Origin of the sequence: Reyranella sp., assembly GCF_965279465.1 — a bacterium.
Classification (GTDB): domain Bacteria; phylum Pseudomonadota; class Alphaproteobacteria; order Reyranellales; family Reyranellaceae; genus Reyranella.
On sequence record NZ_OZ257242.1, the window covers coordinates 2,456,088 to 2,480,923 of the forward strand.

General features: G+C 66.0%; 27 protein-coding genes. 15 read left to right on the top strand and 12 right to left on the bottom strand.

Annotation, left to right across the window (positions count from 1 at the left end):
• Positions 1-143: 143 nt before the first annotated feature.
• Complete coding sequence (locus ACQY8M_RS12030; protein WP_428672192.1) at positions 144-1,292, bottom strand: aminotransferase class V-fold PLP-dependent enzyme; 1,149 nt, start codon at positions 1,290-1,292, stop codon at positions 144-146.
• Positions 1,293-1,453: 161 nt separating this feature from the next.
• Here ACQY8M_RS12030 and ACQY8M_RS12035 point away from each other — a divergent pair, with 161 nt between their 5' ends.
• From ACQY8M_RS12035 to ACQY8M_RS12050, 4 genes are all read left to right on the top strand, one after another.
• Positions 1,454-1,699, top strand: a complete 246-nt coding sequence (locus tag ACQY8M_RS12035) for a DUF1127 domain-containing protein (RefSeq protein WP_428672193.1) — start codon at positions 1,454-1,456, stop codon at positions 1,697-1,699.
• Positions 1,700-1,929: 230 nt separating this feature from the next.
• Positions 1,930-2,631, top strand: a complete 702-nt coding sequence (gene otsB, locus ACQY8M_RS12040; protein WP_428672195.1) for a trehalose-phosphatase — start codon at positions 1,930-1,932, stop codon at positions 2,629-2,631.
• A gap of 24 nt (positions 2,632-2,655) precedes the next feature.
• Positions 2,656-4,458 (top strand): glycoside hydrolase family 15 protein, encoded by a 1,803-nt coding sequence (locus ACQY8M_RS12045; RefSeq protein WP_428672197.1) that lies wholly within the window; start codon positions 2,656-2,658, stop codon positions 4,456-4,458.
• On the top strand, positions 4,443-5,837 hold the full coding sequence (locus ACQY8M_RS12050; protein ID WP_428672199.1) for an alpha,alpha-trehalose-phosphate synthase (UDP-forming): 1,395 nt from the start codon (positions 4,443-4,445) through the stop codon (positions 5,835-5,837). Before ACQY8M_RS12045 ends, ACQY8M_RS12050 begins: the two co-directional genes overlap by 16 nt.
• 279 nt (positions 5,838-6,116) lie before the next feature.
• Here ACQY8M_RS12050 and ACQY8M_RS12055 read toward each other — a convergent pair whose 3' ends face one another.
• The 3 genes from ACQY8M_RS12055 to ACQY8M_RS12065 are packed head-to-tail and all read right to left on the bottom strand — an operon-like array spanning position 6,117 to position 8,463.
• A complete protein-coding gene (locus ACQY8M_RS12055) occupies positions 6,117-6,353 on the bottom strand; it encodes a type II toxin-antitoxin system Phd/YefM family antitoxin (protein ID WP_428672201.1) in 237 nt (78 codons plus the stop codon).
• A 26-nt stretch (positions 6,354-6,379) separates the two neighbouring features.
• Positions 6,380-7,756, bottom strand: coding sequence for a CoA transferase (locus tag ACQY8M_RS12060; protein WP_428672203.1), 1,377 nt, complete (start codon positions 7,754-7,756; stop codon positions 6,380-6,382).
• A complete protein-coding gene (locus tag ACQY8M_RS12065) occupies positions 7,753-8,463 on the bottom strand; it encodes an alpha/beta fold hydrolase (protein WP_428672205.1) in 711 nt (236 codons plus the stop codon). The genes ACQY8M_RS12060 and ACQY8M_RS12065 overlap by 4 nt, the downstream gene beginning before the upstream one ends.
• 58 nt (positions 8,464-8,521) lie before the next feature.
• Between ACQY8M_RS12065 and ACQY8M_RS12070 the strand changes: the two genes are divergently transcribed.
• From ACQY8M_RS12070 to ACQY8M_RS12080, 3 genes are all read left to right on the top strand, one after another.
• Positions 8,522-8,797, top strand: a complete 276-nt coding sequence (locus ACQY8M_RS12070) for a FeoA family protein (RefSeq protein WP_428672207.1) — start codon at positions 8,522-8,524, stop codon at positions 8,795-8,797.
• On the top strand, positions 8,794-10,671 hold the full coding sequence (gene feoB, locus ACQY8M_RS12075; RefSeq protein ID WP_428672209.1) for a ferrous iron transporter B: 1,878 nt from the start codon (positions 8,794-8,796) through the stop codon (positions 10,669-10,671). Before ACQY8M_RS12070 ends, feoB begins: the two co-directional genes overlap by 4 nt.
• 64 nt (positions 10,672-10,735) lie before the next feature.
• Positions 10,736-12,034: a PepSY-associated TM helix domain-containing protein gene (locus tag ACQY8M_RS12080; protein WP_428672211.1), complete on the top strand. Its 1,299-nt coding sequence runs from the start codon at positions 10,736-10,738 to the stop codon at positions 12,032-12,034.
• Between the two features lie 217 nt (positions 12,035-12,251).
• Here ACQY8M_RS12080 and ACQY8M_RS12085 read toward each other — a convergent pair whose 3' ends face one another.
• Both ACQY8M_RS12085 and ACQY8M_RS12090 read right to left on the bottom strand, forming a co-directional pair.
• Entirely contained in the window at positions 12,252-12,611 is a 360-nt protein-coding gene (locus ACQY8M_RS12085) for a DMT family protein (protein WP_428672213.1), read from the bottom strand.
• Between the two features lie 8 nt (positions 12,612-12,619).
• Complete coding sequence (locus tag ACQY8M_RS12090; protein WP_428672215.1) at positions 12,620-13,591, bottom strand: Bug family tripartite tricarboxylate transporter substrate binding protein; 972 nt, start codon at positions 13,589-13,591, stop codon at positions 12,620-12,622.
• Positions 13,592-13,702: 111 nt separating this feature from the next.
• On the opposite strand from ACQY8M_RS12090, the gene ACQY8M_RS12095 reads away from it, so the two are divergent.
• Both ACQY8M_RS12095 and ACQY8M_RS12100 read left to right on the top strand, forming a co-directional pair.
• Entirely contained in the window at positions 13,703-14,272 is a 570-nt protein-coding gene (locus ACQY8M_RS12095; protein ID WP_428672217.1) for a hypothetical protein, read from the top strand.
• Positions 14,224-14,535 carry a hypothetical protein gene (locus ACQY8M_RS12100; protein ID WP_428672219.1) on the top strand — a complete coding sequence of 104 codons (312 nt, stop codon included), beginning with the start codon at positions 14,224-14,226 and terminating at the stop codon, positions 14,533-14,535. Before ACQY8M_RS12095 ends, ACQY8M_RS12100 begins: the two co-directional genes overlap by 49 nt.
• Before the next feature lie 848 nt (positions 14,536-15,383).
• Here ACQY8M_RS12100 and ACQY8M_RS12105 read toward each other — a convergent pair.
• The 5 genes from ACQY8M_RS12105 to ACQY8M_RS12125 form a co-directional block, all read right to left on the bottom strand.
• Positions 15,384-15,974 (bottom strand): hypothetical protein, encoded by a 591-nt coding sequence (locus ACQY8M_RS12105; RefSeq protein WP_428672221.1) that lies wholly within the window; start codon positions 15,972-15,974, stop codon positions 15,384-15,386.
• Entirely contained in the window at positions 15,971-16,792 is an 822-nt protein-coding gene (locus tag ACQY8M_RS12110) for a DUF692 domain-containing protein (protein ID WP_428672223.1), read from the bottom strand. Before ACQY8M_RS12110 ends, ACQY8M_RS12105 begins: the two co-directional genes overlap by 4 nt.
• 115 nt (positions 16,793-16,907) lie before the next feature.
• Entirely contained in the window at positions 16,908-17,135 is a 228-nt protein-coding gene (locus ACQY8M_RS12115) for a hypothetical protein (RefSeq protein ID WP_428672225.1), read from the bottom strand.
• Between the two features lie 215 nt (positions 17,136-17,350).
• Complete coding sequence (locus tag ACQY8M_RS12120; RefSeq protein WP_428672227.1) at positions 17,351-17,548, bottom strand: YgaP family membrane protein; 198 nt, start codon at positions 17,546-17,548, stop codon at positions 17,351-17,353.
• 59 nt (positions 17,549-17,607) lie between these two features.
• Positions 17,608-19,053 carry an amidase gene (locus tag ACQY8M_RS12125; RefSeq protein WP_428672229.1) on the bottom strand — a complete coding sequence of 482 codons (1,446 nt, stop codon included), beginning with the start codon at positions 19,051-19,053 and terminating at the stop codon, positions 17,608-17,610.
• Between the two features lie 87 nt (positions 19,054-19,140).
• Here ACQY8M_RS12125 and ACQY8M_RS12130 point away from each other — a divergent pair, with 87 nt between their 5' ends.
• From ACQY8M_RS12130 to ACQY8M_RS12150, 5 genes are all read left to right on the top strand, one after another.
• Positions 19,141-19,971 carry an ABC transporter substrate-binding protein gene (locus ACQY8M_RS12130; protein ID WP_428672231.1) on the top strand — a complete coding sequence of 277 codons (831 nt, stop codon included), beginning with the start codon at positions 19,141-19,143 and terminating at the stop codon, positions 19,969-19,971.
• A 67-nt stretch (positions 19,972-20,038) separates the two neighbouring features.
• On the top strand, positions 20,039-20,794 hold the full coding sequence (locus tag ACQY8M_RS12135) for a TSUP family transporter (RefSeq protein WP_428672233.1): 756 nt from the start codon (positions 20,039-20,041) through the stop codon (positions 20,792-20,794).
• Positions 20,791-21,009, top strand: a complete 219-nt coding sequence (locus ACQY8M_RS12140; protein WP_428672235.1) for a hypothetical protein — start codon at positions 20,791-20,793, stop codon at positions 21,007-21,009. The genes ACQY8M_RS12135 and ACQY8M_RS12140 overlap by 4 nt, the downstream gene beginning before the upstream one ends.
• Complete coding sequence (locus ACQY8M_RS12145) at positions 21,006-21,809, top strand: crotonase/enoyl-CoA hydratase family protein (protein WP_428672237.1); 804 nt, start codon at positions 21,006-21,008, stop codon at positions 21,807-21,809. Before ACQY8M_RS12140 ends, ACQY8M_RS12145 begins: the two co-directional genes overlap by 4 nt.
• A gap of 4 nt (positions 21,810-21,813) precedes the next feature.
• Entirely contained in the window at positions 21,814-22,803 is a 990-nt protein-coding gene (locus tag ACQY8M_RS12150) for an NADP-dependent oxidoreductase (protein WP_428672239.1), read from the top strand.
• A gap of 93 nt (positions 22,804-22,896) precedes the next feature.
• Here ACQY8M_RS12150 and ACQY8M_RS12155 read toward each other — a convergent pair whose 3' ends face one another.
• Positions 22,897-23,709, bottom strand: coding sequence for an enoyl-CoA hydratase-related protein (locus tag ACQY8M_RS12155; RefSeq protein WP_428672241.1), 813 nt, complete (start codon positions 23,707-23,709; stop codon positions 22,897-22,899).
• 14 nt (positions 23,710-23,723) lie between these two features.
• On the opposite strand from ACQY8M_RS12155, the gene ACQY8M_RS12160 reads away from it, so the two are divergent.
• Positions 23,724-24,755, top strand: a complete 1,032-nt coding sequence (locus ACQY8M_RS12160; RefSeq protein WP_428672243.1) for an alpha/beta fold hydrolase — start codon at positions 23,724-23,726, stop codon at positions 24,753-24,755.
• The last annotated feature ends 81 nt before the right edge of the window (positions 24,756-24,836 follow it).

Here is a 24,836-nt window from a genome sequence, read left to right on the forward strand (position 1 = left end):
TGATGTTGGCCCAAAAACGGTGTCATCCCGAGCGCAGCGAGGGATCTATGCGCTGCTCCATAGATCCCTCGCTGCGCTCGGGATGACACCGGGTGGTCGTGATAGAGACTCTCACTAAGCCGACTAGGCTTCGGTATGAAGCATCAAACCGCGACCTTGCGGAAAACGTCGACGAAGCGGTCGACGTCCTGCTCGTCGTTGTAGACGTGCGGGCTGATGCGCAGGCGACCAAGTCGCGGCGCGGCGTGCACGTTCTCGGCGGCGAGCCTCTTCGCCAGGTCGGGCGCCATGCCCTTGGGGAAGCTGACGCACAGGATGTGCGGCGCGCGCAGCTTGGGGTCGAGCAGGCCGACGCCGAGATTGCCCAGGCCGTCGGCCAGCTTGCCGGTCAGCATCGACAGCCGCTCGACGATCGCGTCGTTGCCCCAGCCCGCCATCATCTCCATGCCGATCGCGGCCATCTCCATGGTGATGAAGTGGTCGCGCTCGCCCATGTCGTAGCGCCGCGCGTCGTCGCGGTAGGAGGTGTCGCGGAAATAGATCGTGTCCTCGGCGTTGACCGCCTTGCGCGCCGCGGCGGTCTGCTCGAGCGGCACGCCGTTCTGGTGGCGCTTGGCGACATAGAGGAAGGCGCGCCCGTAGGGGCCGAGCACCCACTTGTAGGTCGGGAAGATCAGGAAATCGGGATCGAGTGTCTTCACATCGATGGGACGCACACCCGCGTCATGTGTTGCATCGACCAGCAGCGCGGCGCCCTGCTTCTTCAGCGCGTCGCGGATGCGCGTGAGATCGAGTGCACCGCCGTCCGACCAGTGCACCGAGGAGATCGACGCCAGCGCCACCGGTGCCGCGCCCGTGCGCTCGATCGTGTCGAGAACGGCCGACGTCCAGTCGCCGTCGCCCGGCTGCTTGACGGTGTCGACGGTGAATCCACCGGCCTCGGCGCGGCCGATCCATTCCAGCACCGGCGAGGTGTGATCGTTCTCGAGCACAATGACGCGGCTGCCGCGCGGGATCGGCAGGACCTTGCCCGCCGTCGACACGCCGTAGCCGACCGACGAGATCAGGGCGACGTCGTCGGGATCGGCGCCGATCAGCGCCGCGGCCGCCTTGCGCGTGCGCTCGTACTGCGCGGACTGGAAGCCGTCGGGGAGCTTCCACGGCTGTCCCTTTCTCGCCATGGCGGCGCGGCCGGCCTCCTGGGAGGCGAGCGGCAGGGGGCTCCAGGCGGCGGCGTTCAGGAAACAGACATCGCGCGGCATGTCGAACAGGGCACGTTGAGAGGGCAGCATGCGAACTCCTTCAGGCGATGGACCTTAGCATGCGCGCTGGCTGCGCAAGTTTTCTCTCGCGCTGCATGAGGAGCTCTCTTGCACCGATTACCTGCGATGTAATTGAGAGCGCAGGGGGGCGAGACCATGTTCGGCGCATCACCTCACGAAGCAGGCCAAAGATGAGCTATCAGTCCCGCGATCGCCTCTCCATCCCCGTCGACCTCTATGCCACGGCCGCCACGCCCAAAGGCGGTCCGCTGCAACGGCTCGCCCTGAGCTGGGCGGTGTGGCGGGAGCGGACCGCGATGCGGCGCTGTTTGGCCAAGATGGATGCGCGCAGCCTGCGGGATGCGGGGATTTCGCCGGCTGCGGCTGCCTACGAATCGGGCAAGCCCTTTTGGGAGAAAATCGGCTTCTTGCGCTGAGTTCCTCAAATCGCCACAAAATCGTCACGTTTCCGCTCGCAACCCTGCGCGGCTCCGACCGTTACTCTCGCGCGCATGCGTGTCGCCTATCGTTTTGGGCGGCTGCGGGCGGCGTATTCAACCGAGTACCCGTCGCGTAAGAATAGAGATCAACGCGCAGGGGAACTCGCAGAATGGCACCGCCGGAGCTCGACCGGAAATCTGCGCTGTTTCTCGATCTCGACGGCACTTTGCTCGAGATCGCCGCGACGCCTGAGCTGGTCGTGGTTCCGCCCGCGCTTCCGGCGGTGCTCGCCCATCTCCATCACCAGCTCGACGGCGCCGTAGCGATCGTGAGCGGCCGCCCGATCGGCCAGATCGATGGATTGCTGGCACCTTTCCTCGCTTCCGCCGCGGGTGAGCATGGAGTTTCCATCCGCTATGCGGATGGTACGCTCGAGGAACTACCGGTCGGCATCGCTGTTCCGGACACTTGGCGCGAGGCGCTGAACGGCGCCGTCGAACGCTGGCCTGGCGTGCGGGTCGAGACCAAACCGCATGGCGTCGCCGTTCATTATCGCCTCGCACCGGAGCGCGAAAACGACGTGTGGCAGCTCGTGCGGGCGCTGGTCGCTCCCGATCACCCGTGGTTCCGCCTGATCCCCGCCCGCGAAGCGGTCGAGATTGGCCTGCGCGCGGCCTCGAAGGGGCACGCCGTAGAGCGCCTCATGGGCCATGCGCCGTTCCATGGCCGCAAGCCCATCTTTATCGGCGATGATTTCACCGACGAGGCCGGAATGAGCATGGCGCGCCGGTTCGGCGGGCTCGGCCTGCGCGTCGCCGAAGTGTTCGGGGGGGATCCTGCGCAAGTCCGTGCCTGGCTGACCCGCGGCATGGAGCGCATGGACGGTCGTCCGGCGCCGCCTGCCGCCCCGACGAGCGTTTCGCCATGAGCAGCGTTTCGCCGTGAGCATCGAATGAGTACCCTCGAGCTCGGTGTCATCGGCAACTGCGCCATTGCCAGCCTGATCGATCGGCGCGGACGCCATGTCTGGCACGGCCTGGGCCGTCTCGACGGCGATCCGGTGTTCAATGCGCTGCTCGGCGGCAGCGAGCCCCATGGCGGCTACATGGAAGCGGCAGTTGCCGGCGGCAAGGAAGGTCGTCAGCGCTACCTGCCCAACACGGCCATCCTGGAGACGGTCGTCGAGGGCACAACCGGGACGCTGCGGATCGTCGATTTCGCGCCGCGTTTCCGCCGCTTCGGGCGGATGTTCCGTCCGCCGATGCTGGTGCGCCGGCTCGAGCCGGCCGCTGGACGGCCGAGGGTCACCTTGCGGCTGCGGCCTACCTTCAACTACGGCGGGCTGAAGCCGCAGGTCACCAGCGGCAGCCATCACGCCCGCTTCGTCGGCGACGCTGCGGTGCTGCGGCTGACGACCGATGCCTCCATCTCCTACATCCTGCACGAGACCGAATTCGGGCTCGACCGGCCGCTCACGCTGATCGTCGGCGCCGACGAAAGCATCACGGAAGACCCTGATTCGCTGGGGCGCAGCTTCCTCGCGGAGACCGAGGCCTATTGGCAGAGCTGGGTGCGCGACCTCAACATCCCGTTCGACTGGCAGGCGGCGGTGATTCGCGCGGCAATCACGCTGAAGCTCTGCAGCTTCGAGGATACGGGTGCGGTTCTGGCGGCGCTGACGACGTCGGTGCCCGAGGCTGCCGGCACGCCGCGCACCTGGGATTATCGCTTTTCCTGGCTGCGCGATTCGTTCTTCACCGTGACCGCGCTCAACCGGCTGTCGGCGACACGTACGATGGAAGGCTTCGTGCGCTTCATCGTCGACATCGTCGAGGGCGGCAGCTCGCGCGGCGAGGCTGACCAGATCGCGCCGCTGTTTCCCATCGCGCCCGGCACCGACACCGCCGAGAAGCTGATCGACACCTTGCCGGGCTACCGCGGCTACGGGCCGGTGCGCATCGGCAACGCTGCCGTCATTCAGCGCCAGAACGACACCTACGGCTCGATGGTGATGACCGCGGCACAGATGTTCTGGGACGAGCGTCTGCCGCGCCACGGCGACATGGAACTCTACCGCCAGCTTTGCGTCGTCGGCAACGAGGCCCACAAGGCCGCGCTGACTCCCGATGCCGGGCTTTGGGAATACCGCGAGCGCGAGGAGATCCACACCTTCTCCGCCGCGATGTGCTGGGCCGCCCAGCATCGGCTCGGCATGATCGCGCGCCGGGTCGGCGCCGACAGCGAATCGCGCGAATGGTTGGCCCGCGCCGGCGTATTGCGCCAGGAGATTCTGCAGCGTGCAGCGATGCCAGAGGGAGGCTGGCTGTCGGGTGTGCTCGACCGCGATATGGCCGATGCGTCGAGCCTGGTGCTGCCGGAGATCGGCCTGCTGCGCTCCGACGACCCGCGTTTCCACGCCACGCTCGATGTCATCGGCAAGCGGCTGATGAAGAACGGCTTCCTGATGCGCTACGTCGAGGCCGACGATTTCGGCAAGCCGTCGAATGCCTTCCTGCTGTGCACGTTCTGGTACATCGACGCGCTGGCGAGCGTCGGTCGTCGGGAAGAGGCGCTGGAATTGTTCAACAACGTCCTGGGGCGACGCAACCACGTTGGATTGCTGTCGGAGGATATCGATCCCAAGACCGGCGAGCTGTGGGGCAACTTCCCGCAGACCTATTCGCAGGTCGGCCTGATCCTGTCCGCCATGCGCTTGTCCCGGACTTGGGAGGAGGGGCTATGGCACGCGTCGTGATCGTCTCGAACCGCGTCCCGATCCCCAAGGCACGCGGGGCATCGGCGGGCGGCCTTGCCGTGGCGCTGCGCGATCTTCTGCACCCCGGCACTGTATGGTTCGGCTGGAGCGGACGTCTCGCCTCCGAGCCCTCGGCTCAGCCGGCGCTGGTCGAGGCGCGTGGCGTGACCTACGCCACGATCGACCTTACCTCGGAGGATTATCGCGGATTCTACATCGGCTTTGCCAACGGCGCGCTGTGGCCACTGCTGCATTTCCGCATCGGCCTGATGCGCTTCCACCGCGAGGACTACGAGGGCTACCTCTCGGTTAACAGCAGCTTCGCCGATTCGCTTGGCGCCGTGCTGCAGCCGGACGACACGGTGTGGGCGCATGACTACCACCTGATCCCGTTCGGCCGCATGCTGCGTGAGCGCGGCTTCCACGGGCCACTGGGCTTTTTCCTGCATATTCCCTTCGCGCCGCCGTCGATGATGGAGGCCCTGCCCGTCGCGCGCGAACTGATCGCCGATCTCTGCGCCTACGATCTGGTGGGCTTCCAGACCGAGGAGCACGCGCGCGACTTCCGCGACTGCGCCCAGCGCATGCTGGGCGCCACGGTGCAGGGTGAATGGGTGCGGCTGAACGGGCGTTCGATGCGTGCCTTCGCCTGCCCGATCGGCATCGATGCCGAGTCCTTCAGCCGCGATGCCGATCGCGCGGTGAGCGACAAGGTCGTCCAGCGCCTCGCCGGCAGCCTGACCGGCCGTGCGCTGGCGATCGGCGTCGATCGCATGGATTATTCCAAGGGCCTGCCGCAGCGCTTCGAAGCCTATGCGCGATTGCTCGAGAAACATCCCGAGCATCATCGCAAGATCCATCTGCTGCAGATCTGCCCGCGCTCGCGCGAAGAGGTCGACGAATACCGCAAGCTGCGCTCGGAGCTCGACCGGCTCGCCGGCCGCATCAACGGGCGCTTCTCGGAATTCGACTGGACGCCGCTCCGCTATTCGACCCGCGCGGCGCCGCGCACGACGCTGGCGGGTCTCTATCGGACCGCGCGCGTCGGCGTCGTGACACCGTTGCGCGACGGCATGAACCTGGTCGCCAAGGAGTTCGTCGCTGCCCAGGGCGACGAGGATCCTGGCGTCCTGATCCTGTCGCAATTCGCCGGTGCGGCGCATGAGCTCACCGAAGCGTTGATCGTCAATCCCTTCGATCCCGACGCCATTGCGGACGCGATGCATCTGGCTCTCTCCATGCCCGCGCCGGAGCGCCGGGAGCGGCATCTGGCGCTGAAGGAGAAGGTGTTCCGCACGACCGCCCATGCCTACAGCCAGCACTTCATGGAAGCGCTCGGTCAGGTCAAGGCCCAGTCGGTGCCGAGGGCTGCGGCTTAGGCCTCAGGCTGGGACCGCGCCACTCCGTGGCGCTCATGATCATGAGCGCCACGCAGAGCTTGTGAATTTATCGACCGCATGGAACGGCTGGAAGCGCGGCTCTCCAGAGCCGCTCATGGGATGTGGCAAACCGAAGGAAGAGCGGCTCTGGAGAGCCGCGCTCCCAGCGCGCCCAACCATACATTCACAACCCCGGAGTGGCGCGTCCCAGCGAAGAGCATGAAACTGAACGATATGCTTCCGGCTCGGCGGTGGTGGTGATGATATCGCGCACGACCCTCATTCTTCTCCGTTCCAAAGCTTCAGTTCTTCCTCAGGAAGCGGTTCGAAGAACTCAGGGCCAATCTTCACCAGCCCCTTCAGAAGCCCGAACTGACGTTTCGGCTTTGCTGGAATCGCGACCAGCTTGGCCACTGGCTTGGTACCGCGCATGATTATGATCTCTTCCCCAGCTTCGGCACGTTTGATGAGCGCCGAGAGCTGAGTGGAAGCAGCCCTTAGGGTGAAGGTCGGCATGGCCGCAGAATACACGCGAAGCGCGTTCAAGCCCATCGCGCCGGCGAGGAGCCGAGCGGTTCGGCGGGGCGGGCGTAGAACGCTGGCGTCTCGCTGAGCTGCACGACGGGCTTCAGGTGGCGCAGATGGCCGAACGGGCCGTCGCTTTCCATCAGGAACGCGGCGAGTTCCGGCTCGGGCAGTTCCTTGAGGCCGGTCCCGCCGTCGATCGTGCCGAGGCTCGCGATCCAATGGGCGACCTGGACCAGTGAGACGCGGACCAGCCACGAGCCCCCTTGTTCGGCGCGGCGGGCAAGGGCGACCATGGCGCCGAGCGCGGCGAGGTAGCCTGCGATGTAGTCGAGGGCCTGGACCGGCAGGTTGCGCGGCTGGGCGAGGGTGCCTTGCGTCGAGGAGAGGCCGGTCACGTTCTGCACGATCGAATCGAAGCCGCGACGCGCGGCCCATGGGCCCTCGTGGCCGTAGGCGCAGATGCTGACGCAGACGATGCCCGGCCGCAGCTCCGCAACACGCTCCGGCGAGAAGCCGCGTGCGGCGAGGGTGCCGGGGCGATAGCCTTGGGTGAAAACATCGGCCTCGCGTACCAGGCCCTCGAGCGTGGCGATGCCGGCCGGCTCGCGCAGGTCGATCCAGGCGCAGCGCTTGCCGTGGCCGGTATCCATGAGGATTTCGGTTTGATAGGGCAGGTGAGGCGCCGCGATGTGCAGCACTTCCGCGCCGTTCTCGGCCAGCACGCGGCCGCTGGTCGGGCCGGCCAGCACGCGGGTCAGGTCGAGCACGCGCACGCTGCCGAGAGGCCGGTCGCTTTTCGGCAAAGGCTGCGGCGGTGCCTCGCCGATCTTCACGATGTCGAGCAGCGGCAGCCTGGCAACGGCGATGCCGTGCGGATGGGCCATCCACTCCTCGCGGCTGCGCACCAGGCCGCCGACGCAGCCGCCGTCGGCGATCGCCGCCTCGATCTCGAGCCCATTCCATTTGGCAACGGCCTCGGCCAGCGCCTCGCGCGTGCCTTCCTTCGCGCCGGAGATTCGCAACGCGCCCTCGCGATGGTGCGGATGGTTGGTGTGCAGGAACATCACCCGCCCGTCGCGCGTCGGGTAATGGCCCGCGAGCGGATCCCACGACACCGGCTTCTTGCCATCCTGCAGGACGTAGGTGTTGGAGCGCAGCGACGCAGCCGCGGCGTGACGGTCGATCGTCACGGCCTGGGGCTTCCCGGTCTTGAGCCGCCAAAGGTCGGACAGGGCGAGGCCGATGGCGCCCAGTGCCGCCGACCCCGCGCGCGCGATGCGCCAGGGCGTGACGAAGACCGGGTCTTCACCCTGGGTGAAGGTGAGCGAGTCGTCGGCGCGCTCCGGTCGGTCGAGCTGACCGAGGACGTCGTAGGCCAGGGTTCCGCTCATTTGGCCGCCATGATCTCCGTCAGAAGCGCCATCAGCACGTCGGGACAGGTGATGTGCGGATTGTGGCTGGCGTCGATCTCGTAATACCTCCAGCCGGCCTCGCTCTTGGCCCGTTCACCGAATTGGCGGAACACATCGCCCGGTCCGTTCTTTTTTGCGTAGATGTAATGGCGCGCCGGTGCGTATTGGGACTGGAGCGTGATTTTTTGTTCGAACGTCCTGATCGGTTGCGGCCGCCGGCGCGGCACCGCCCAGGCGGCGTCTTCCGGCGCCGTATCGGGCGGCATGGGGTTGAGCGGCAGCTTCCAGCCGTCGCCCTCCTTCTGCGCGCCCGCGCGCATGTTGGCTTCGGCCTTGGGCCCGACCAGGTCGAACAAGCTCTGCCCGTCCCTGGGTGCGAAGGCGTCGATATAGACTACACGGGCGATGCGGTCGGCTGCCTTGTCGGCGACGCCGGTAGCGACCATGCCGCCATAGGAATGGCCGAGCAGGGTGACGTCCTTCAGATCCTCGAATTCCAGCACCGACAACACGTCCTGGATATGGGTCGAAAGGTCGATCTCCGGCCGCGCCAGATGGGCGCGCTCGCCAAGGCCGGTGTAGGTCGGCGAAAAGAACTCGTGCCCGGCGGCCCGCATCAGCGGCCGCATTTTTTTCCAGGCCCAGGCCGCGGACCAGGCGCCATGCGCCAGAACAATAGATGCCATGCCGTGCTCTCCCCTGCTGGCGGGTCTCGTTGTCGGGTGCTAGTAGGAAGCACTCGCAATGACCACAATTCCAACCATAGCACTCGGCGACGCCCGTGTGGGCTTTCGCGGTCGCATTACAGCGCTCGACCTGGCGCGGGCACCGGCCGCCGGCCTGCCGCCACCGGAACTGGAACGTCGGCTGATCGAGCTTGGCTTCGTCGAAGGTGCGACGGTCGAGCTTCTGCATCAGGGCTTGTTCGGCGGCGATCCGATCGCCGTTCGCGTGGCTGCCACGACGATTGCGCTGCGACGCCGCGAGGCCATGGCGGTGATGGTAACGGACCAGTCATGAATGCCGCTGTCGAACTCGCTCCCGTCGTCGCCCTGGTGGGCAATCCCAACTGCGGCAAGACGGCGTTGTTCAACGCCCTCACTGGCAGCCGCCAGAAGGTCGCCAACTATCCCGGCGTCACGGTCGAGAAGAAGGTCGGGCGGCTCACGACGCCCGCTGGACGGTCGATCGAGATCGTCGACCTGCCGGGCACCTATTCGCTGCGCGCCCGCTCGCCGGACGAGGAGATCACGCGCGACATGGTGCTCGGCAAGCTGGCGACCGAACGCGCGCCCGACCTGATCGTCTGCGTCGCCGATGCCTCCAACCTGCGGCTCGCGCTGCGTCTCGCCCTCGAGCTGAAGCAGGTCGGCCGGCCGGTGATGATGTCCCTGAACATGATGGACATCGCCCGCAAGCGCGGCATCGAGATCGATAGTGCGGCCCTCGAACGCGAGCTTGGCATCCCGGTGGTGAGCTCGGTCGCCGTGCGCCGCGGCGGGACCGATGCGCTGCTCGCCGCCCTCGACGCCCGGCTCGCCGCAAACCAGGCGACCATTGCGTCGGAGTGGCGCGCGCCCGATGCCACCGCCCTGCGCGGTAGCCAGCGCGAAGCCGACCGCGTGCTGCGCGCGGCGATCCGCAAAGCCGGCCATCTCGATCCCGGCACGGCGAAGGCTGACGCCGTGCTGCTGCATCGGGTCGGCGGGCTGGTGATCCTGCTCGCGATCCTGTTCGTGATGTTCCAGGCAGTATTCGCCTGGGCGAGTCCGCTGATGGAGGCGATCTCCGAAGCCTTCACCTGGCTCGGCGCGCTGGTCGGCCAGGCGCCCCTGCCGGGGCTGGTCCGCAGCTTCCTGAAGGACGGCGTCATTGCCGGCGTGGGAAGCGTCATCGTCTTCCTGCCGCAAATCGTGATCCTGTTCTTCTTCATCCTGCTACTCGAAGATCTCGGATACATGGCGCGTGCCGCCTTCCTGATGGACCGGATCATGGGCGGCGCCGGGCTGCACGGCCGCGCCTTCATCCCGCTGCTCTCTTCCTTTGCCTGCGCCATTCCCGGCATCATGTCGACGCGGGTGATCGACGACCGGCGCGACCGGCTGACCACCATCCTGGTGGCACCGCTGATGACCTGCTCGGCGCGCATTCCGGTCTACACCCTGATCATCTCGGCCTTCATTCCCGACCGCGAGGTCTGGGGTTTCATCGGCCTGCAGGGGCTGGTGATGTTCGGCCTCTACGCCGCCGGCATCGCCGGCGCGCTCGGCGTCTCGTTCGTGGCCAAGCGCTTCTTCTGGCGAACCACGGCCGGCGAGCCCTTCATGCTCGAGCTGCCCGACTACAAGGTCCCGCAGGCCAGGAGCCTCGCCTTCGGAGTCTGGACGCGGGCGCTTGCCTTCCTGAAGCGTGCTGGCACGACGATCCTGTCGATGATGATCCTGATCTGGGCGCTTGCTTCGTTCCCGCAGCCGCCCGAGGGCGCCACTGAGCCCGCGATCAGCTACAGCCTCGCTGCCAAGATCGGCCGCGCCATCGAGCCGGTCACCGATCCTCTCGGCTTCAACTGGCAGATCAATGTCGCGCTGATCCCCGGCATGGCAGCGCGCGAGGTCGCGGTCGGCGCGCTCGGCACGATCTACGCGATCGATGGCGGCGAGGAAGCAGCGGAGAAAATCGGCAAGGTCGTCGCCGGCCAATGGTCGCTCGCCACGGCGCTGGCCCTGCTCGCCTGGTACGTCTTCGCGCCGCAATGCGCTTCGACGCTCGCCGTCATCCGCCGCGAGACCGGCGGCTGGAAGTGGGTGGCGGTCACCTTCTTCTACATGCTGGCGCTGGCCTATGCGGCGGCGCTGGCAACCAACCAGATCGCCCGCGCCCTTGGCGCGGGGTAACAGTCTTTCACCACGCAGCCAGCCATCGCCAGCCAGCGTGCTTACTTGGCAAACGAGGACTTCGATGGCTCCCAGGCCGCAACGCCGCACCGTCCGCTACTGGCTCCTGCAGCTTCACCTCTGGATCGGCCTGATCCTGATGCTGCCGCTGGTGATGATGGGCATCACCGGCGCCGTGCTGGTCTATGCCCACGACATCGAGCATCTGCTTGGTCAAGGCGAGCCGGCTGCAAAGACCGTCGGCGAGTGGCGCTCGCCCAGCGAACTGATCGAGGCAGCGAAAGCGGCAACCAAGGAACCCGGCCGGATCCCGATCGCCGTGCGTTGGCCGATCGAGGTTGGTGAACCTGCCGCGGTGCGCCTCTCGCGCCCAGGCATGGCGAATGAGCGCGGCCAGTTCCGCGGCGGCGACCGGCAGCAGGGCGGGCAAGGCCAGAGCCAGGCGCAAGGGCAGTCACAGGGGCAGGCGCAAGGCCGTGTGCCGGTGCGGAGCCCGTTCGCCGGCAGCCTGCAGATCCTGATCGATCCGGTGTCGCTCGAGCTGCTCGAGACGCAGCAGGCGATGACCGGTTGGGTACGCTTCTTCCACGACCTGCATGGGCACATCTTCATCGCCGGTGGCCTGGGCCGCGAGATCGTCGGCTGGCTGGGTGTGGCGATGCTCGTCCTCGGCTGCTCGGGCCTCTATCTCTGGTGGCCCAAGGCCGGCCAGTGGAAGGCGGCCTTCACGGTCCGCCGCACCGCCAAGGGTATTCGCTTCAATCGCGAGCTGCATGGTGCGGTCGGCATCTGGAGCCTGGTGCTGTTCATGGTGGTGAACTTCACCGGCGTTTATCTCGCCTTCCCGCAGCAGATCTCCGCCGCGGTGAATACCGTATGGCCGGGCCGCGACATGCGCGTCGCCCAGTTCCAGGCGCGGGTCGAGCCGATGCGCGGCGCGACCGCAATCAACCTCGACGAGGCGCTGGCACTGGCCAAGGAGCGCGTGCCTGACGCGCGCTTCCTCAACGCCTTCCTGCCGACGCGGCCCGACCAGGCGCTGCGCATCGGCATGATCCGTCCCGGGCACGGCGAGGGCGCGCCGGCCATCACCGTGATCATCGATCCATGGCGCAAGAGCATCGTCGATGTCTTCGATCCGCAGACGCTCTCGACCGGCGAATCGATCATCGCCTGGCAGCGCGCCCTGCATTACGGCCAGGGGCTGGGCGGCGGCTACAAGTTCCTCGTCTTCGTGTCGGGCGTGATCATCCCGCTCTTCGCCGTCACCGGCTTCCTGATGTGGTGGCTGAAGCGCCGCAACCGGCGCGCCGGCGAACGGGCCAAGGCCGCGATCCTCGCCGCCGCTCAGTCGGCCGACTGACGGGTCAATCCGCGGCTTAGACAGCGGATTGTCGGGTCAATCCGCTGGTTGGCCGGGCCGCATGTCGTAGAGCATCAGCGGCCGCCGACCCTTCGATAGCGACGGACCGCGACTGGGCCTAATCGACCGGGATGACGGCATCGAGCCGCTTCGGCGTGATGCTGGCACCATCCGCCCCCCGAGGTTACGCGGAGAGCGGGCGTTTCATCCCGAAGTTTCAGGTCGGCAGCGGGCCTTTGAAGACGAAAAACGCGCCGCCGAAGATCAGCGCGAAGCCGACCGCGTGGTTCAGGGTCAGGCGCTCGCCGAGATAGAACACCGAGAAGGCGGCGAACACGAGCAGGGTGATCACCTCCTGCATGGTCTTGAGCTCCGCGGCGCTATAGACCTCGTGCCCCCAGCGGTTGGCCGGCACGGCGAAGCAGTATTCGATAAAGGCGATCCCCCAGCTCGCCATGATCACCAGCCAAAGCGGGCGGTCGGTGAACTTCAGGTGCCCGTACCAGGCGAACGTCATGAAGACATTGGAGCACAGCAGCAGGACGATCGGCGCGACCGACGGCGGAAGCCAGGTCATTGGATGTGCTACTCCGGTTTGATGCCGAGCTTCTTGATCAGCGGCACGGCGGTGCGGTCCTCTACGTCCAGCATCGCACGGAGTTCCTCGGGCGTGCTGGGCTTGGCCTCGGCGGTGAGGTCGGCGAACTTCTTGACTGTCACCGGGTCGGTCAGGACCTTCACCATGGCCTCGTTGAGCTTCTTCAGCACTTCAGGTGGCATCTTCGCCGGGCCGAACAGGCCGGTGAAGGTCGAATAGGTGAAGTCCTTGAGCTCGGGGATGCCCGACTCTTTGACGGTCGGGACGTCGGGCAGCTCCGGCATGCGCTTGTCGGAGGTGACGGCGATGGCGCGCAGCTTGCCGGCCCTGATATGACCGAGCGAGCTGTTGAGCTGGTCGACCTGGGCCGGCACCTGGCCCGCGATCACGTCGATCGAGGCTTGTCCGCTGCCCTTGTAATGGATGACCGTATACTTGGCCTGGGTGGCATCGCTCATCAGCTCGAGGACGATGTGGTTGGTGGTGCCGACGCCGGAATCCGCGACGGCCAGCTTGGCCGGCGTCTCGCGCCCGACCTTGATGAAGTCGGCGAGCGTCTTGATCGGCGAGGAAGGATGGACGACCAGAACGGCCGGCACCGCCTGGATATGGCTGATCGGCTGGAACGCCGTCTTCCAGTCGTAAGGCGCGTTGCCGTAGATCACCGGGATGTCGACCATCGAGTTGGCCGAGACCAGCAGGTTGTAGCCGTCCGGCGGCGAGCGGGCGATGATGTCGGCGCCGATCATGCCCGAGGCGCCGGCCTTGTTCTCGACCAGCACCGTGACGCCCAGCACGTCTTTCAATTTGTCGGCGATGATGCGCGCGGTGACGTCGATGTTCCCGCCCGGCGCATAGGGCGCCATGATGCGGATCGGCTTGTCGGGGAACTCTGCCATCGCCGGTCCCGCGATTGACATCGTGGCGAGCAGGCCGAGCAGCGCTGATCTCAGGCGCATCCTTTTCACTCCCTGTGTGTTTTGATCCCGGCAGAGCTTAGCCTATTCGGCCTCGATGCCGAGTTTGTTGATCAGCGGCACAATGACCTCCGGCCAGTGTATCCTGCCGCCATGCGCAGCATTCTCGTCCTCCTTATGCTGGCCGCAGTGCCGCTGGCCCAAGCCCAGACGTCCGGGGACCGGGCCTACGTCGCGGCGCGCGGGCAGGCGGGTGCGGGGCTCGAGACCAGATACAAGTCGCTGCCTCGGCCGATCGGCGAAACGGCCTGGGGGCGGGAGGCGCAGGCCGTCGAAGGCGAGCTCAAGGCACGGCTGCAGGGCGTCATGGCGCGCTTCCCGCTGCCGAAGGGCTCTTCCGTCATCGGCTTCCATCCCGATCCCGTGTGCTGCAGCACGGCCGCCGGCGCCCTCGACGGCCTCCTTCTCTCGAACGGCCGCATCCGCGCGGTGGCGACCACGGAAGGCATCCTGCAGCTCTGGCTGGGCGGTCGCGACCCCAGGGCCGCACTCGAGCGCGACGACATTGGCCATCTTCGAGCTCTCAATGCCGACGCGGCGGTCAGGATTTTTGCACCGTTGCCCGTCGCCACGCCGCCACGCCGCCGGGGGCGGATCTCGCGATTGCGCGCCTCATGGTCAAGGGACGAAGCCTCACCCGGCTGCCTCTGCACATCGTCGTAGCCGTCGTCAGGAACGGCCTCGTCTATCTCTCCCTGTTCCCCGCTTCGCTTGAAGCCGAAGACGCCACGACACCGTGCGATATCCTCTGGAGCGAAGCCAGCGAGCGATACCGATCGGCCGACGACCTCGACGCGCGCCGCGACATCGACGCCGCGACCGGCGAGCAGCTCGAACGCTGCATGAAGGTGCACGCGGGCGAGCCGCTGTTCCCAGGACTCGGTCGCCGCGCGCAACGGACGGTGAATACCCTGACCGCCGACTGATCTGCCAAGCGCTATGAGGCGGAATTTTTCCCTCGCGTGGCGAGGCCGATCCGGATCGCCGCTTTTTGAAGTCTCTTGTCGCGAGCCAGTATGACAGCCCCGGCCACGAGCTGGGCCCATGCAAGCCGATGTGTATCGACATCGCCCAAGCCTGTTCCTCCAGACCGTTTCCGTCGATGAAGTGAAGGACCTCGTCATCCCTGGCGATCGTTGCCTGCGGCAGATTGGGCAGAGCTCCTACACTGCTCGGCGTTGCTTGGGTTTCACTAAGAGTCCGGACTATTGGCCGCTGGCATTACCGCTATTGCTCGATTGCGACAGCCCCGGTGAACGTGGATGCTCCGGGCGATATACGGCACTTCGCCGAGCAGGTGACATCGCACCTTTCCGCGTTTGACCTGGAGGCGATGGTGGCTATGGGGCGGTCCGTCGTCGCTTTCGCTCGTGAGAGGCGGACACCAAGCGGAAGGTTCGCAGCGGTTCGCTGCCCAACGTTTCATGGCGCTCGATGGCCTGCGCGGGATCGCCGCCCGTGATGGTTGTCATATTTCACCTGGTCATACTTCACCCGCGGGTGTCGCCTGGGCCTCCCATGCTGAGTCATGCCTATCTTGCGAAGGGGCCTGAATGGTTGCCGGAGGGTGCGGGACGGCATTGGCCATGCCGGAGCCGCGCAGTTCAAGTCAAACGCTACTGATATCGTAATCTGGAATTGAATAGCGTTCCGAGGAGATTGTGATCGAGCAATCGGAAAATCGCTCCCGGGAAATTGCTCAAGCAGGGACACCACCGATACACGGAGAGCAGTCAGGTGATTTGGCCGCGATTGAGCGCAATCGCCGCCGGTGCTATGCCCGCAGCTCCTCTGCCGCCGACTGCAACAGCGTCCATCGCTCTTCGCCGTCCTCACCGAGTTCACCGCGCAGGACGATGTCATCTGGGACTATGGTCGAAACGTCTGTTCCAGACATCAGAGCGGACAGGAGCGCGTCGGGATGGCATCGGAATCGGACTTCCACAGGCTGGCACGGCCTTCCTTTCGACTGGCGATCGCGGAGCTGGAGCCGGGCCTTTTCGAAGCCGGTTACCTCCTCAAAGAAAGCCGGACGATCCTTGATGTCGCCCTCGAGGAAATCGAGAAACGCGAGGCACTCCTCGACGAAGTAAAGGCTCTTCGCCATTCTTTGCTTCCAGAAGCCCTTGAGACTGGCGGCCAAAGCTTCGTCACCCAGCAGCCTGGTGGTCAAGGGCAGAAGAGACAGCACCTTGGTCAGGCGCCAGCCGAAGTAGAGTGTCTGCATGATGGCCTTTCCATGCTGACCTCCGATATCGGCAAGTCGCTGCTTTTCCAGATCCGACAGCGCTCCCTGGTTATCGTCGATTGCGCCTCCATGGGCGACGAGCTTGGCGAGGGAAGATTGGAACCGGGCTATCGTCATGCCCGGAGTCTCCTGTGGCGGGAGGCACGCTCCAGGTCTCGAATTCGCGCCAGAGTGTCGACCAACGCTCTTTCACCGAACCTTGCGTACCAGGAGCCGAGAAGCTCGAAGGTCACGCCGCGCAGGTTCGGACATTCCGGCAGTACCCTCGTGACAATTGGCCAAAGGTCATCCGGAACGCCTCCGCAATGGGCATCGAGATAGGTGCCCTCGTAGGTGAGGCCGCCGGCCAAATGCACCTCAACGACACGGGAGAGGTCGAGCGAAGCCAGAAACGCTTCCGCGTCGACTGCCCCGTTGCGCCAATCCACATAAAGATTGTGCAGGTCAAGCAGCACGCCGCAGCCGGCGCGCCGGCAAAGTTCGTTCAGGAAGATGGGCGGGTCGAAGCCTTCGTCTGCATACCGAATGTATGAGACATTGTTTTCGAGCAGGAAGGGCTTGTCGATCGCTGATCGGATTCGCAGGACGCGCGCTGCGAGCATTGCAAGCATGTCCTCGTCATGCGTCACCGAGAACGGAACACCAAGCAGTGCCTCTTCCCCGTCCTCGTCTTCAACAATGTTGAACGCCAAGTGATCGCTGTGCCAGGGAAAATCGAGCAACCCATCCCAGCGCCTGACCTGTTCTATATGCTCTTCTCGAAATCGATGGGCGCTGCCAATGGAAAGCCCGATACTATGGGCAACGATCGGCTTCTGCTCTCGAAATGCCGTGAAGAAGCGTAGTGCTTCGCGATCGTCGACATACTGCGGAGCATGGCCCGGACCGTGATCCGTCCACGCGGTATCGGGAACAACCTCGAGGTAGTCGACCACGTCCAAATGCGCCAAAAGGAAATCATGGATTTCCTTTTGATAGGTTAGGCCCACGCCTAACTGACGCGGCTGCGCGTCAGCCCGGTGCAATCGCGGCGCCCTGGGAGAGCGTGTGTCAGCTCTGCCCTTCCCTCAGTGCCGGGAGGACCCGGCTGTTCCAAGCAAACTCGTCGAAGCCGGAGGCCGCGCATGGGAGGCACCCGCGGAAACCGGGAATCTTCGAAAGATCGATGGCGACCTCTACAATCCGCGCGAGGTGCTCCTTTTCGATTTTCTGCAGGTGGTCCGGGTCGAAAGCCAACACGACGCGTGCCTTCGTGTTGAATGGATTAAATGATTGCATGACAGCTCTCCTCTATCGACAACAGGAAACAACTCTCAACGCAACCCACTAATTTAAGAATATGGAAGCTTCAACCTGGGAGCGGTGCAAGTCAAGCCCCAATCAAGCAGGAGAAGCACGGCGAACGTTGCAATAAAATGCAATCGATGCGCGTGAGAGCTTGGTTGCATCCGTCGTCAATGTCCGGGGTAGCGCGGGGTCTCGGGCGAGGGCGCTCATGGCCGCCGCCCGATCATCGCGCAGGCCGGACACAAGCCCGCGAGCGCGGTGAGGATGAGCGCTACGCCCGTCGCGAGGGCGGCCCACAGCGCCCAGCCCGCCGGCGGCACGACGACCACGCTGGCGAGAAGAGAGATGCCGGGCAGCGCCCTTGCAGCGCGCTCCCGGCCTGGGACATTGCGTGTGAAACCCATGGGCGGAACCTCGTTTGTTGCGGTCCTGCCCATAAGAGGCCTGGCGTTGTCGAGAAGGGTCAGGCCGTGAGGAATTTCTCCGGCCGGAGCTCCGCCCATGGCCGAATCCGCTCGAGCAGCGCGCCGAGCCGCAGCACGTCGGTCTCGGCCTGCCACTTGCCGACGATCTGGACCGAGGTCGGCAGTCCGTCGGCGCCGAAACCCGACGGCACGGCCATGGCGGGGTGGCCGGTGAGGTTGAAAGGATACTGGTACGAGGTCCAGCCCTGGCGGGTGATGCCGCACTTGACGCCGTCGATGATCACGTCGTCGTTGGCGGCGTCGTGCGTGACGTCGAGCGCGGTGCGCGCGTTGGTCGGCGTCACGATGAAATCGTAACGCTCGAACAGCGTCTGGATCCTGCGGAACAGCGCGGTGCGCGCAAACTGCGCGTTGCGGAAGTCGGCCAGCGTGAACCTGTCGCCGCGCTGCATGAAGGCGAGCGTCACCGGGTCCATCTGGTTCTGCCACTTGGGCAAATATTGTGCGCAGGATACGGCGAAGCCGGCCTGATAGAGCACGCGGCCCTCGTATTCGATCCAGTCGATCGTCTCGGTGACTTCCTCGATCTCGGCGCCCATCGCTTCCCAGCCCCCGAGTACCGCGAGGGTATTGCTGCGCACGTCCGCGGCGACCCGCGGATTGGCACAACGCTCGACATAGCCGATACGGACGCCGGACAGGTCCTCGCCCGAGAGCTTGGGCGAGAGCGGCCGCTGGCCCGCGCTGCTGAGCGCCCATGGATCCTTTTCGCTCGGCCCCGCCATCACCGAATGCATGATTGCGGCGTCGGTGATCGTGCGGCTGATCGGGCCCGCGTAGATATTGTTGCCGAAGGCGTCGCGCGTGGTGTCGTAGGGTACGACGCCGAGGGTCGGCTTCAACCCGACCAGCCCCGAGCACGAGGCCGGCCCCCGCACCGAGCCTGCGCCGTCGGTGCCGAGGGAGAGAGGGCCGAGGCCCGCCGCCACGGCCGCCGCGCCGCCGCCGCTCGAGCCGCCCGGCGTGCGCCCGAGGTTCCATGGATTGCGCGTGACGCCGAACGACGGCCCGTCGGTCAGCCCCTTGTTGCCGAATTCCGGAGTGGTCGCCTTGGCAAAGATGATCGCGCCTGCATCGCGCAGCCGCTTCACGAGGATGTCGTCCGCCGCGGCCGGCGGATTGCCCTCGAAGATCGCCGAGCCATGCCGCGTCGGCACGCCCTTCACATCGACCAGGTCCTTGACGCTGATCGGCACGCCATGCAGCGGCCCGAGCGGGTCGCCGCGCATCACCGCCTCCTCGGCCTTCTTCGCGTCGCGGCGGGCATCGGCGGCCATCACGGCACGGAAGCAATTGAGCCTGGGGTTGGCCTCATCGGCCGCCTTCAGGATCGTGTCGAGGTATTCGACGGGCGAAAGCTTCTTGGCACGGATGAGCGCGGCGGCCTTGGCGGCCGGTGTGAAAAGCAGATCGGTATCGGACATGGCGACAGCTATAGCAGAATTGGCGGAAGGCGAGCTTCGCGGCACGAGCCTTGCACCCCTTGGCCAATCAAGCCGGGGGTAATTCACATGATCGCCAACCGAGCGACCGCCATCGCCTTGGGAGCAGCCGGCGTGCTGGCATTTTCCACGTCGGCATTTTCCCAGACGTGCACGCAGAAGGTGCCTGACTCGCTGCTCGTGAAGCCTGGTACCCTGGTCATGTCGATCAACCCGACCCTGCCGCCGGTGCAGTGGGTCGATGACAAAGGCCAGCTGCGGGGCCTGCATGTCGAGCTGGGCGAGGCAATCGCCCGCAAGCTGTGCCTCAAACCTGAGCATGTGAGGGTCGAATTCTCGGTCATGGTGCCCGGCGTGCAGAGCGGACGATGGGACATGATCAACACCGGCATGTTCTTCACCGAGGATCGCGCCAAGATCATGCAGCTCGTGCGCTACGGCTACGATGGCATCAGCATCTCCGCGCAGGCCGGCAATCCGTTGAAGATCACCAAGCCCGAAGACCTCGCCGGCCGGTCCGTCAGCGTCGAAATGGGCGGTGCCCCGGAACGCCGGGCCCGCGAATTGTCGAAGTCCCTGGAGGAGAAGGGGCTGAAGCCCATCACTGTCCGGACCTTCGACAACTTCGCTACCGCCTATCAGGCGCTGCGTGCCGGCCAGGTCGACGCGGCCGTCAGTGTCGATGCGGTTGCGCGCCTCTATGGCGAGAAGGGCGAGTTCGCCGAGGCCGTCCCCGGCCTCTATCCGACCCTGATCGCCTTTGGCCTGAAGAACAAGGCGCTTGCCGAGGCGGTCGCCGGGGCGATGACGGAACTCAAGGCCGACGGAGCCTATCAGAAGATGTTCGTCGCCTATGGCCGCAAGCTCTACGAGGAGCCTTTCGACGTCAAAGGTCCCTGACCCCATCCGTTCGCAGACCTGAGGCCAACCTCGACAACGCCCTGGGGCCGCGCTAACCCGCAGGCCGATGTTCACCCCGCTGATTCTCGCCGCGCTCGCCGTCGTCGCGGTCGTGACCTCGTTCATCTCGGGAATCTTCGGCATGGCCGGCGGAATGCTGCTGATCGGCTTCCTGCTGATGATCCTGCCGGTGCCGGTCGCGATGGTGTTCCATGGCGTGATCCAGATCGCGGCCAATGGCTGGCGGTCGTGGCTGTGGCGCCGTCACATCAACTGGGGCGTCGTGCTCGGTTTCGGGATGGGTTCGGTCTTCTCGCTGGTCGTGTTCTCGTCGCTGGCCTTCGTGCCGCCGAAGTGGACGGTGCTGATGGCGGTCGGCCTCACCCCATTTGTCGCCTTGTCCGTGCCGCAGACGCTCGCGCCTAACATCGAGCGTCGCGGGCAGGCCTTCCTCGCTGGCGCGATCGGCGGCGCACTGCAGCTCGTGTCGGGCGTCACCGGGCCGATCCTCGATATCTTCTATGTGCGCACCGGCATGACGCGGCAGGTCAATGTCTCGACCAAGGCCGCCGCGCAGGTCATGGGCCATCTCACCAAGGTGACCTATTTCGGCGCATTGATCGCTGATCCGGCCGGCCGCGACTGGCAGCAATGGGCGGTCATGGCCTTTGCCGCGGTATTCGCGGTGATCGGCACCACGTTGTCGCGCGGATTCCTCGACCGGCTGTCCGACAAGCAGTTCTATTACTGGACGCGGCGGGTGATCCTGGTGCTCGGTGCGGTGTACATCACACAGGGTCTCTGGCAGATGGCAGCCAAATGAGCGACACGACGACCAAACCGAGCGACAAGGAGCAGGTCCGGGCACTGCTCGACCGGCTGCCCGAGGATTCCACGTTCGCTGACATCCAGCGTGCGATTGCGGTGATGATGTGGCCCAAGAAGGACGACGGCAGCCTGGCGCCGCCCAAGCGCCTGTCGTCCGACGAAGTGAAGGAACGGCTGCGCGCCTGGCTGAAATCGGAGGGGGAAAAATGAAGGACCGCGTCTCGATCGACCTCAAGGACGGCGTCGCCGACGTCCGCCTGATCCGCGCCGACAAGATGAACGCGCTCGATCCGGCAATGTTCGAGGGCATCCTCGAAGCCGGCGCGCAGCTCGCGGCGATGAAGGGGCTGCGCTGCGTCGTGCTGTCGGGCGAGGGCAAGGGCTTCTGCGCCGGCCTCGACATGGGCTCGTTCGCGGCGATGAAGGCGCAAGGCGATGCGGTGCCCGGCGTGCGCGATCTCACTGCCCGTACTCATGGGATCGCCAACCGGCCGCAGCAATGTGCCTGGCAATGGCGGACCTTGCCGGTACCGGTGATCGCCGCGGTGCACGGTGTGGCGTTGGGCGGCGGCTTCCAGATCATGCTCGGTGCCGACATGCGCTACACCACCGCCGACACGCGCTTCTCCGTGATGGAGATCAAGTGGGGCCTCGTGCCCGACCTCGCCGGCACGCAGCTGATGCGTCATCTCGCGCGCGAGGATGTCGTGCGCGAGCTCACCTATACCGGCCGCATCTTCACCGGCGAAGAGGCATACAAGCTCGGCTTCGTGACCAAGGTCGTGGCCGACCCGCGGGCCGCGGCGTTCGAGACGGCGAGGGAGATCGCCGGCAAGAGCCCCGACGCGATCCGCGCGGCCAAGCGCATCCTGAACGATGCTGTCGCCGTCGATGCCGCGACCGGCCTGATGGCGGAGTCGGTGGAACAGCAGAAACTGATCGGCTCGCCCAACCAGCTCGAGGCCGTGATGTCGAACCTCCAGAAGCGCGCTGCGAACTACAAGGATTGATGCCATGAACCGCCAATGGCTCTACGCCAAGCAGCCGGCCGGCAAGATCGGCAAGGACACCTTCCAGTGGACCGAGACGGCGATTCCGGTGCCACGCGAAGGCGAGGTGCTGGTGCGCACGCGCATGCTGTCGCTCGATCCGGCCAACCGCGCCTGGATGATGGGCAAGACCTATCGCGACGCGCTGGAGCCCGGGCAGGTGATGAGCGGCTTCGTGATCGGCGAGGTCGTCGAGTCCAAGGCACCCGGCTTTGCCAAAGGCGACATCGTCGAGGGCGACTGGGGCTGGCAGGATTATGCGGCGATGCCGGCGCGGCGGCTGACCAGGCGCACGACCGACGTGCCGCTCGAGATGCTGATCGGGCCGCTCAGCGTCACCGGCCTCACGGCCTATTTCGGTTTGCTCGAGGTCGGCCGGCCCAAGCCGGGCGACACGGTGCTGGTATCGGCAGCGGCGGGCGCGGTCGGCTCGATGGTCGGCCAGATCGCCAAGATCGCCGGCTGCCGCGTGGTCGGCACCGCCGGCGGGCAGGACAAGTGCGACTGGCTGGTGCGCGAGCTCGGCTTCGACGCGGCGGTCGACTACAAGGCGGGCGGCGTGTTCCGCGCGCTGCGGGCGGTGTGCCCCGAGGGCATCGACGTCTATTTCGACAACACCGGCGGGCCAGTGCTCGACGCGGCGTTGGGGCTGATGAACCTCAAGGGCCGCATCGCCTGCTGCGGCAACGTCTCGCAATACGACGTCGAGAAGCCCGCGCCCGGCCCCATGGCGGTGCCCGGCCTGATCGTGACCAAGCGGATCAGGATGGAAGGCTTCATCGTGATGGACTTCTACGACCGCCGTGCCGAGGCCGAAGCACGGCTGGCGCGCTGGATCGCCGACGGCCGCATCAAGGCCCAGGTCGACATCTTCGACGGGCTGGAGCGTGCGCCCGAGGCGCTGATCGGCCTGTTCGAAGGCACCAACCGCGGCAAGCGCGCGGTGCGCGTCTGAATTCTTCCGGACCGCGAGCGTCTCGCTCGCTCATAAGCATGAGCGAGCGAGACGCTCGCGGTCCGGAAGAGCATGAAAGATTTCTTTGGACGCCTAGCGCCCCTTGAACGCCGGCTTGCGCTTCTCGACGAAGGCTTGAACCGCTTCCTTGTGATCTTCCGTACGCGAGCAGCCAACCAGCCGTTCCGACTCACGATGCAGCGCGGTGCCGTAGTCGATGTGCAGTGCCTCGTCGAGATTGTCCTTCATGGCGCGCAGTGCGAGCGCCGGGCCGCCAGCAATCGACTTCGCCAGCGCGAAGGCCTCGTCCTGCAGCCTGGCGTCGTCGACCACGCGGTTGACCAGGCCGATCCGCTCGCAGCGCTCGGCGTCGACGCGCTCGGCGGTGAACATCAGCTCACGTGCCCGCATCGAGCCGATCGTGCGGGTGAGCAGCCAGGCGATGCCGTAGTCGCCCGAGAGGCCGATGCGGGCATAGCCGGTCGCGCAGAACGCCGACTTCGCCGCGATCCGCATGTCGCAGGCCAGCGCGATCGCCAAGCCTGCACCTGCTGCCGCGCCGGGCAGCGCCGCGATCGTCGGCTTGCGCACCGCGACCAGCGCGCCCGTCAGGCCGGTCTGGCGCCAGCGCAGGTCGGCGAGCCGTTCCTCGAAGCTCATCTGTCCGCGCGGACCGCGGCCACCCATGCCCTTCACGTCGCCGCCGGAGCAGAAGGCGGTGCCGGCGCCGGTGATCAGCAGGACGCCGACCGCGGGATCGTTGCCGCGCTCCTTGATCTGCGTGCGCAGCGCGCCCGTCAGGTCGGGCGACATGGCGTTGCGCGCCTCGGGCCGGTTGAGGGTGATGGTCGCGACGCCGTCATGCACGGCGCACAAAAGTTCATTTGTGCCGGTATCGATATCCATGGGAGCCTCCTGCCATGACATTCCCGGTCACCGAACACACCGTCAAGACGCCGCGCCACACCACGGGCTATCTCGCCTGCGGAGCGGAAGACGGACCGCTGCTGATCTTCTGCCACGGCTGGCCGGAGCTCTCGCTCTCGTGGCGGCATCAGCTCCCGGCGTTCGCCGCGCTCGGCTTCCGCTGCATCGCGCCCGACATGCGCGGTTATGGACGGTCGAGCACCTACACGCGGCACGAAGACTTCGCGCAGGAGCTGATCGTCGCTGACATGCTCGAGCTGCTGGCGTCGCTGGGCCGCGAGAAGGCAGTATGGATCGGCCACGACTGGGGCAGCCCCGTCGTCTGGAACATGGCGGCGCATCACGCCGACCGGACGGTCGGTGTCGCGAGTCTGTGCGTGCCGTACCTGTCGTCGGGCTTCACGCTCGACACGGTCGTGCCGCTGGTCGACCGCTCGGTCTATCCCGAGGCGGAGTATCCGGCGGGCCAGTGGGACTACCAGTTCTTCTACGAGGAGAGCTTTGACAAGGCGCATGCGAGCTTCGAAGGGAACATCCGCAACACGGTGAAGGCGCTGTTCCGCAAGGGCAATCCCGACGGCGTCGGCAAGCCGTCGCGCACCGCCGCGGTGCGCAAGGCCGGCGGCTGGCTGGGCGGCGGCGCATGGCCCGACGTGCCGCGCGATACCGATGTCCTGACGGAGCAGGATCTCGATTCATACGTCGCGGCGCTGACGCGCAACGGCTTCTTCGGACCGGACTCCTGGTACATGAACCACAAGCTCAACGGCGCCTACGCCCGGCGTGCGCCGAACGGCGGCAAGCTCGCGATGCCGGTGCTGTTCCTGCACGGCCTCTACGACCAGACCTGCGAGACGGTGCAGTCCCGCCTCGCCGAGCCGATGCGCAAGGATTGCGCCGACCTCACCGAGGTCGTGGTGAAGTCGGGCCACTGGATGGCGCAGGAAAAGCCGATCGACGTGAATGCCGCGCTGGCGCGCTGGCTCGCAACGAAGTTACCCGACTACTGGCCGCCGTTATCCTGAGCGGCTGTGACCTTTTGGGCTGGGAGCGCGGCTCTCCAGAGCCGCTCATGAGCTGTAGCAAACCGAAAAAAGAGCGGCTCT

Coding starts and splice junctions, on each gene's coding strand:
- ACQY8M_RS12105 (WP_428672221.1), bottom strand. CDS start 15,974: ATGACGATAGCCCGGTTCCAATCTTCCCTCGCCAAGCTCGTCGCCCAT.
- ACQY8M_RS12120 (WP_428672227.1), bottom strand. CDS start 17,548: ATGGGTTTCACACGCAATGTCCCAGGCCGGGAGCGCGCTGCAAGGGCG.
- ACQY8M_RS12080 (WP_428672211.1), top strand. CDS start 10,736: ATGGCTCCCAGGCCGCAACGCCGCACCGTCCGCTACTGGCTCCTGCAG.
- ACQY8M_RS12115 (WP_428672225.1), bottom strand. CDS start 17,135: ATGCAATCATTTAATCCATTCAACACGAAGGCACGCGTCGTGTTGGCT.
- ACQY8M_RS12130 (WP_428672231.1), top strand. CDS start 19,141: ATGATCGCCAACCGAGCGACCGCCATCGCCTTGGGAGCAGCCGGCGTG.
- ACQY8M_RS12060 (WP_428672203.1), bottom strand. CDS start 7,756: ATGAGCGGAACCCTGGCCTACGACGTCCTCGGTCAGCTCGACCGACCG.
- feoB (WP_428672209.1), top strand. CDS start 8,794: ATGAATGCCGCTGTCGAACTCGCTCCCGTCGTCGCCCTGGTGGGCAAT.
- ACQY8M_RS12085 (WP_428672213.1), bottom strand. CDS start 12,611: ATGACCTGGCTTCCGCCGTCGGTCGCGCCGATCGTCCTGCTGCTGTGC.
- ACQY8M_RS12155 (WP_428672241.1), bottom strand. CDS start 23,709: ATGGATATCGATACCGGCACAAATGAACTTTTGTGCGCCGTGCATGAC.
- ACQY8M_RS12035 (WP_428672193.1), top strand. CDS start 1,454: ATGAGCTATCAGTCCCGCGATCGCCTCTCCATCCCCGTCGACCTCTAT.
- ACQY8M_RS12050 (WP_428672199.1), top strand. CDS start 4,443: ATGGCACGCGTCGTGATCGTCTCGAACCGCGTCCCGATCCCCAAGGCA.
- ACQY8M_RS12065 (WP_428672205.1), bottom strand. CDS start 8,463: ATGGCATCTATTGTTCTGGCGCATGGCGCCTGGTCCGCGGCCTGGGCC.
- ACQY8M_RS12055 (WP_428672201.1), bottom strand. CDS start 6,353: ATGCCGACCTTCACCCTAAGGGCTGCTTCCACTCAGCTCTCGGCGCTC.
- ACQY8M_RS12125 (WP_428672229.1), bottom strand. CDS start 19,053: ATGTCCGATACCGATCTGCTTTTCACACCGGCCGCCAAGGCCGCCGCG.
- ACQY8M_RS12070 (WP_428672207.1), top strand. CDS start 8,522: ATGACCACAATTCCAACCATAGCACTCGGCGACGCCCGTGTGGGCTTT.
- ACQY8M_RS12160 (WP_428672243.1), top strand. CDS start 23,724: ATGACATTCCCGGTCACCGAACACACCGTCAAGACGCCGCGCCACACC.
- ACQY8M_RS12090 (WP_428672215.1), bottom strand. CDS start 13,591: ATGCGCCTGAGATCAGCGCTGCTCGGCCTGCTCGCCACGATGTCAATC.
- ACQY8M_RS12145 (WP_428672237.1), top strand. CDS start 21,006: ATGAAGGACCGCGTCTCGATCGACCTCAAGGACGGCGTCGCCGACGTC.
- ACQY8M_RS12095 (WP_428672217.1), top strand. CDS start 13,703: ATGCGCAGCATTCTCGTCCTCCTTATGCTGGCCGCAGTGCCGCTGGCC.
- ACQY8M_RS12100 (WP_428672219.1), top strand. CDS start 14,224: ATGGTCAAGGGACGAAGCCTCACCCGGCTGCCTCTGCACATCGTCGTA.
- ACQY8M_RS12030 (WP_428672192.1), bottom strand. CDS start 1,292: ATGCTGCCCTCTCAACGTGCCCTGTTCGACATGCCGCGCGATGTCTGT.
- ACQY8M_RS12135 (WP_428672233.1), top strand. CDS start 20,039: ATGTTCACCCCGCTGATTCTCGCCGCGCTCGCCGTCGTCGCGGTCGTG.
- ACQY8M_RS12045 (WP_428672197.1), top strand. CDS start 2,656: ATGAGTACCCTCGAGCTCGGTGTCATCGGCAACTGCGCCATTGCCAGC.
- ACQY8M_RS12150 (WP_428672239.1), top strand. CDS start 21,814: ATGAACCGCCAATGGCTCTACGCCAAGCAGCCGGCCGGCAAGATCGGC.
- ACQY8M_RS12140 (WP_428672235.1), top strand. CDS start 20,791: ATGAGCGACACGACGACCAAACCGAGCGACAAGGAGCAGGTCCGGGCA.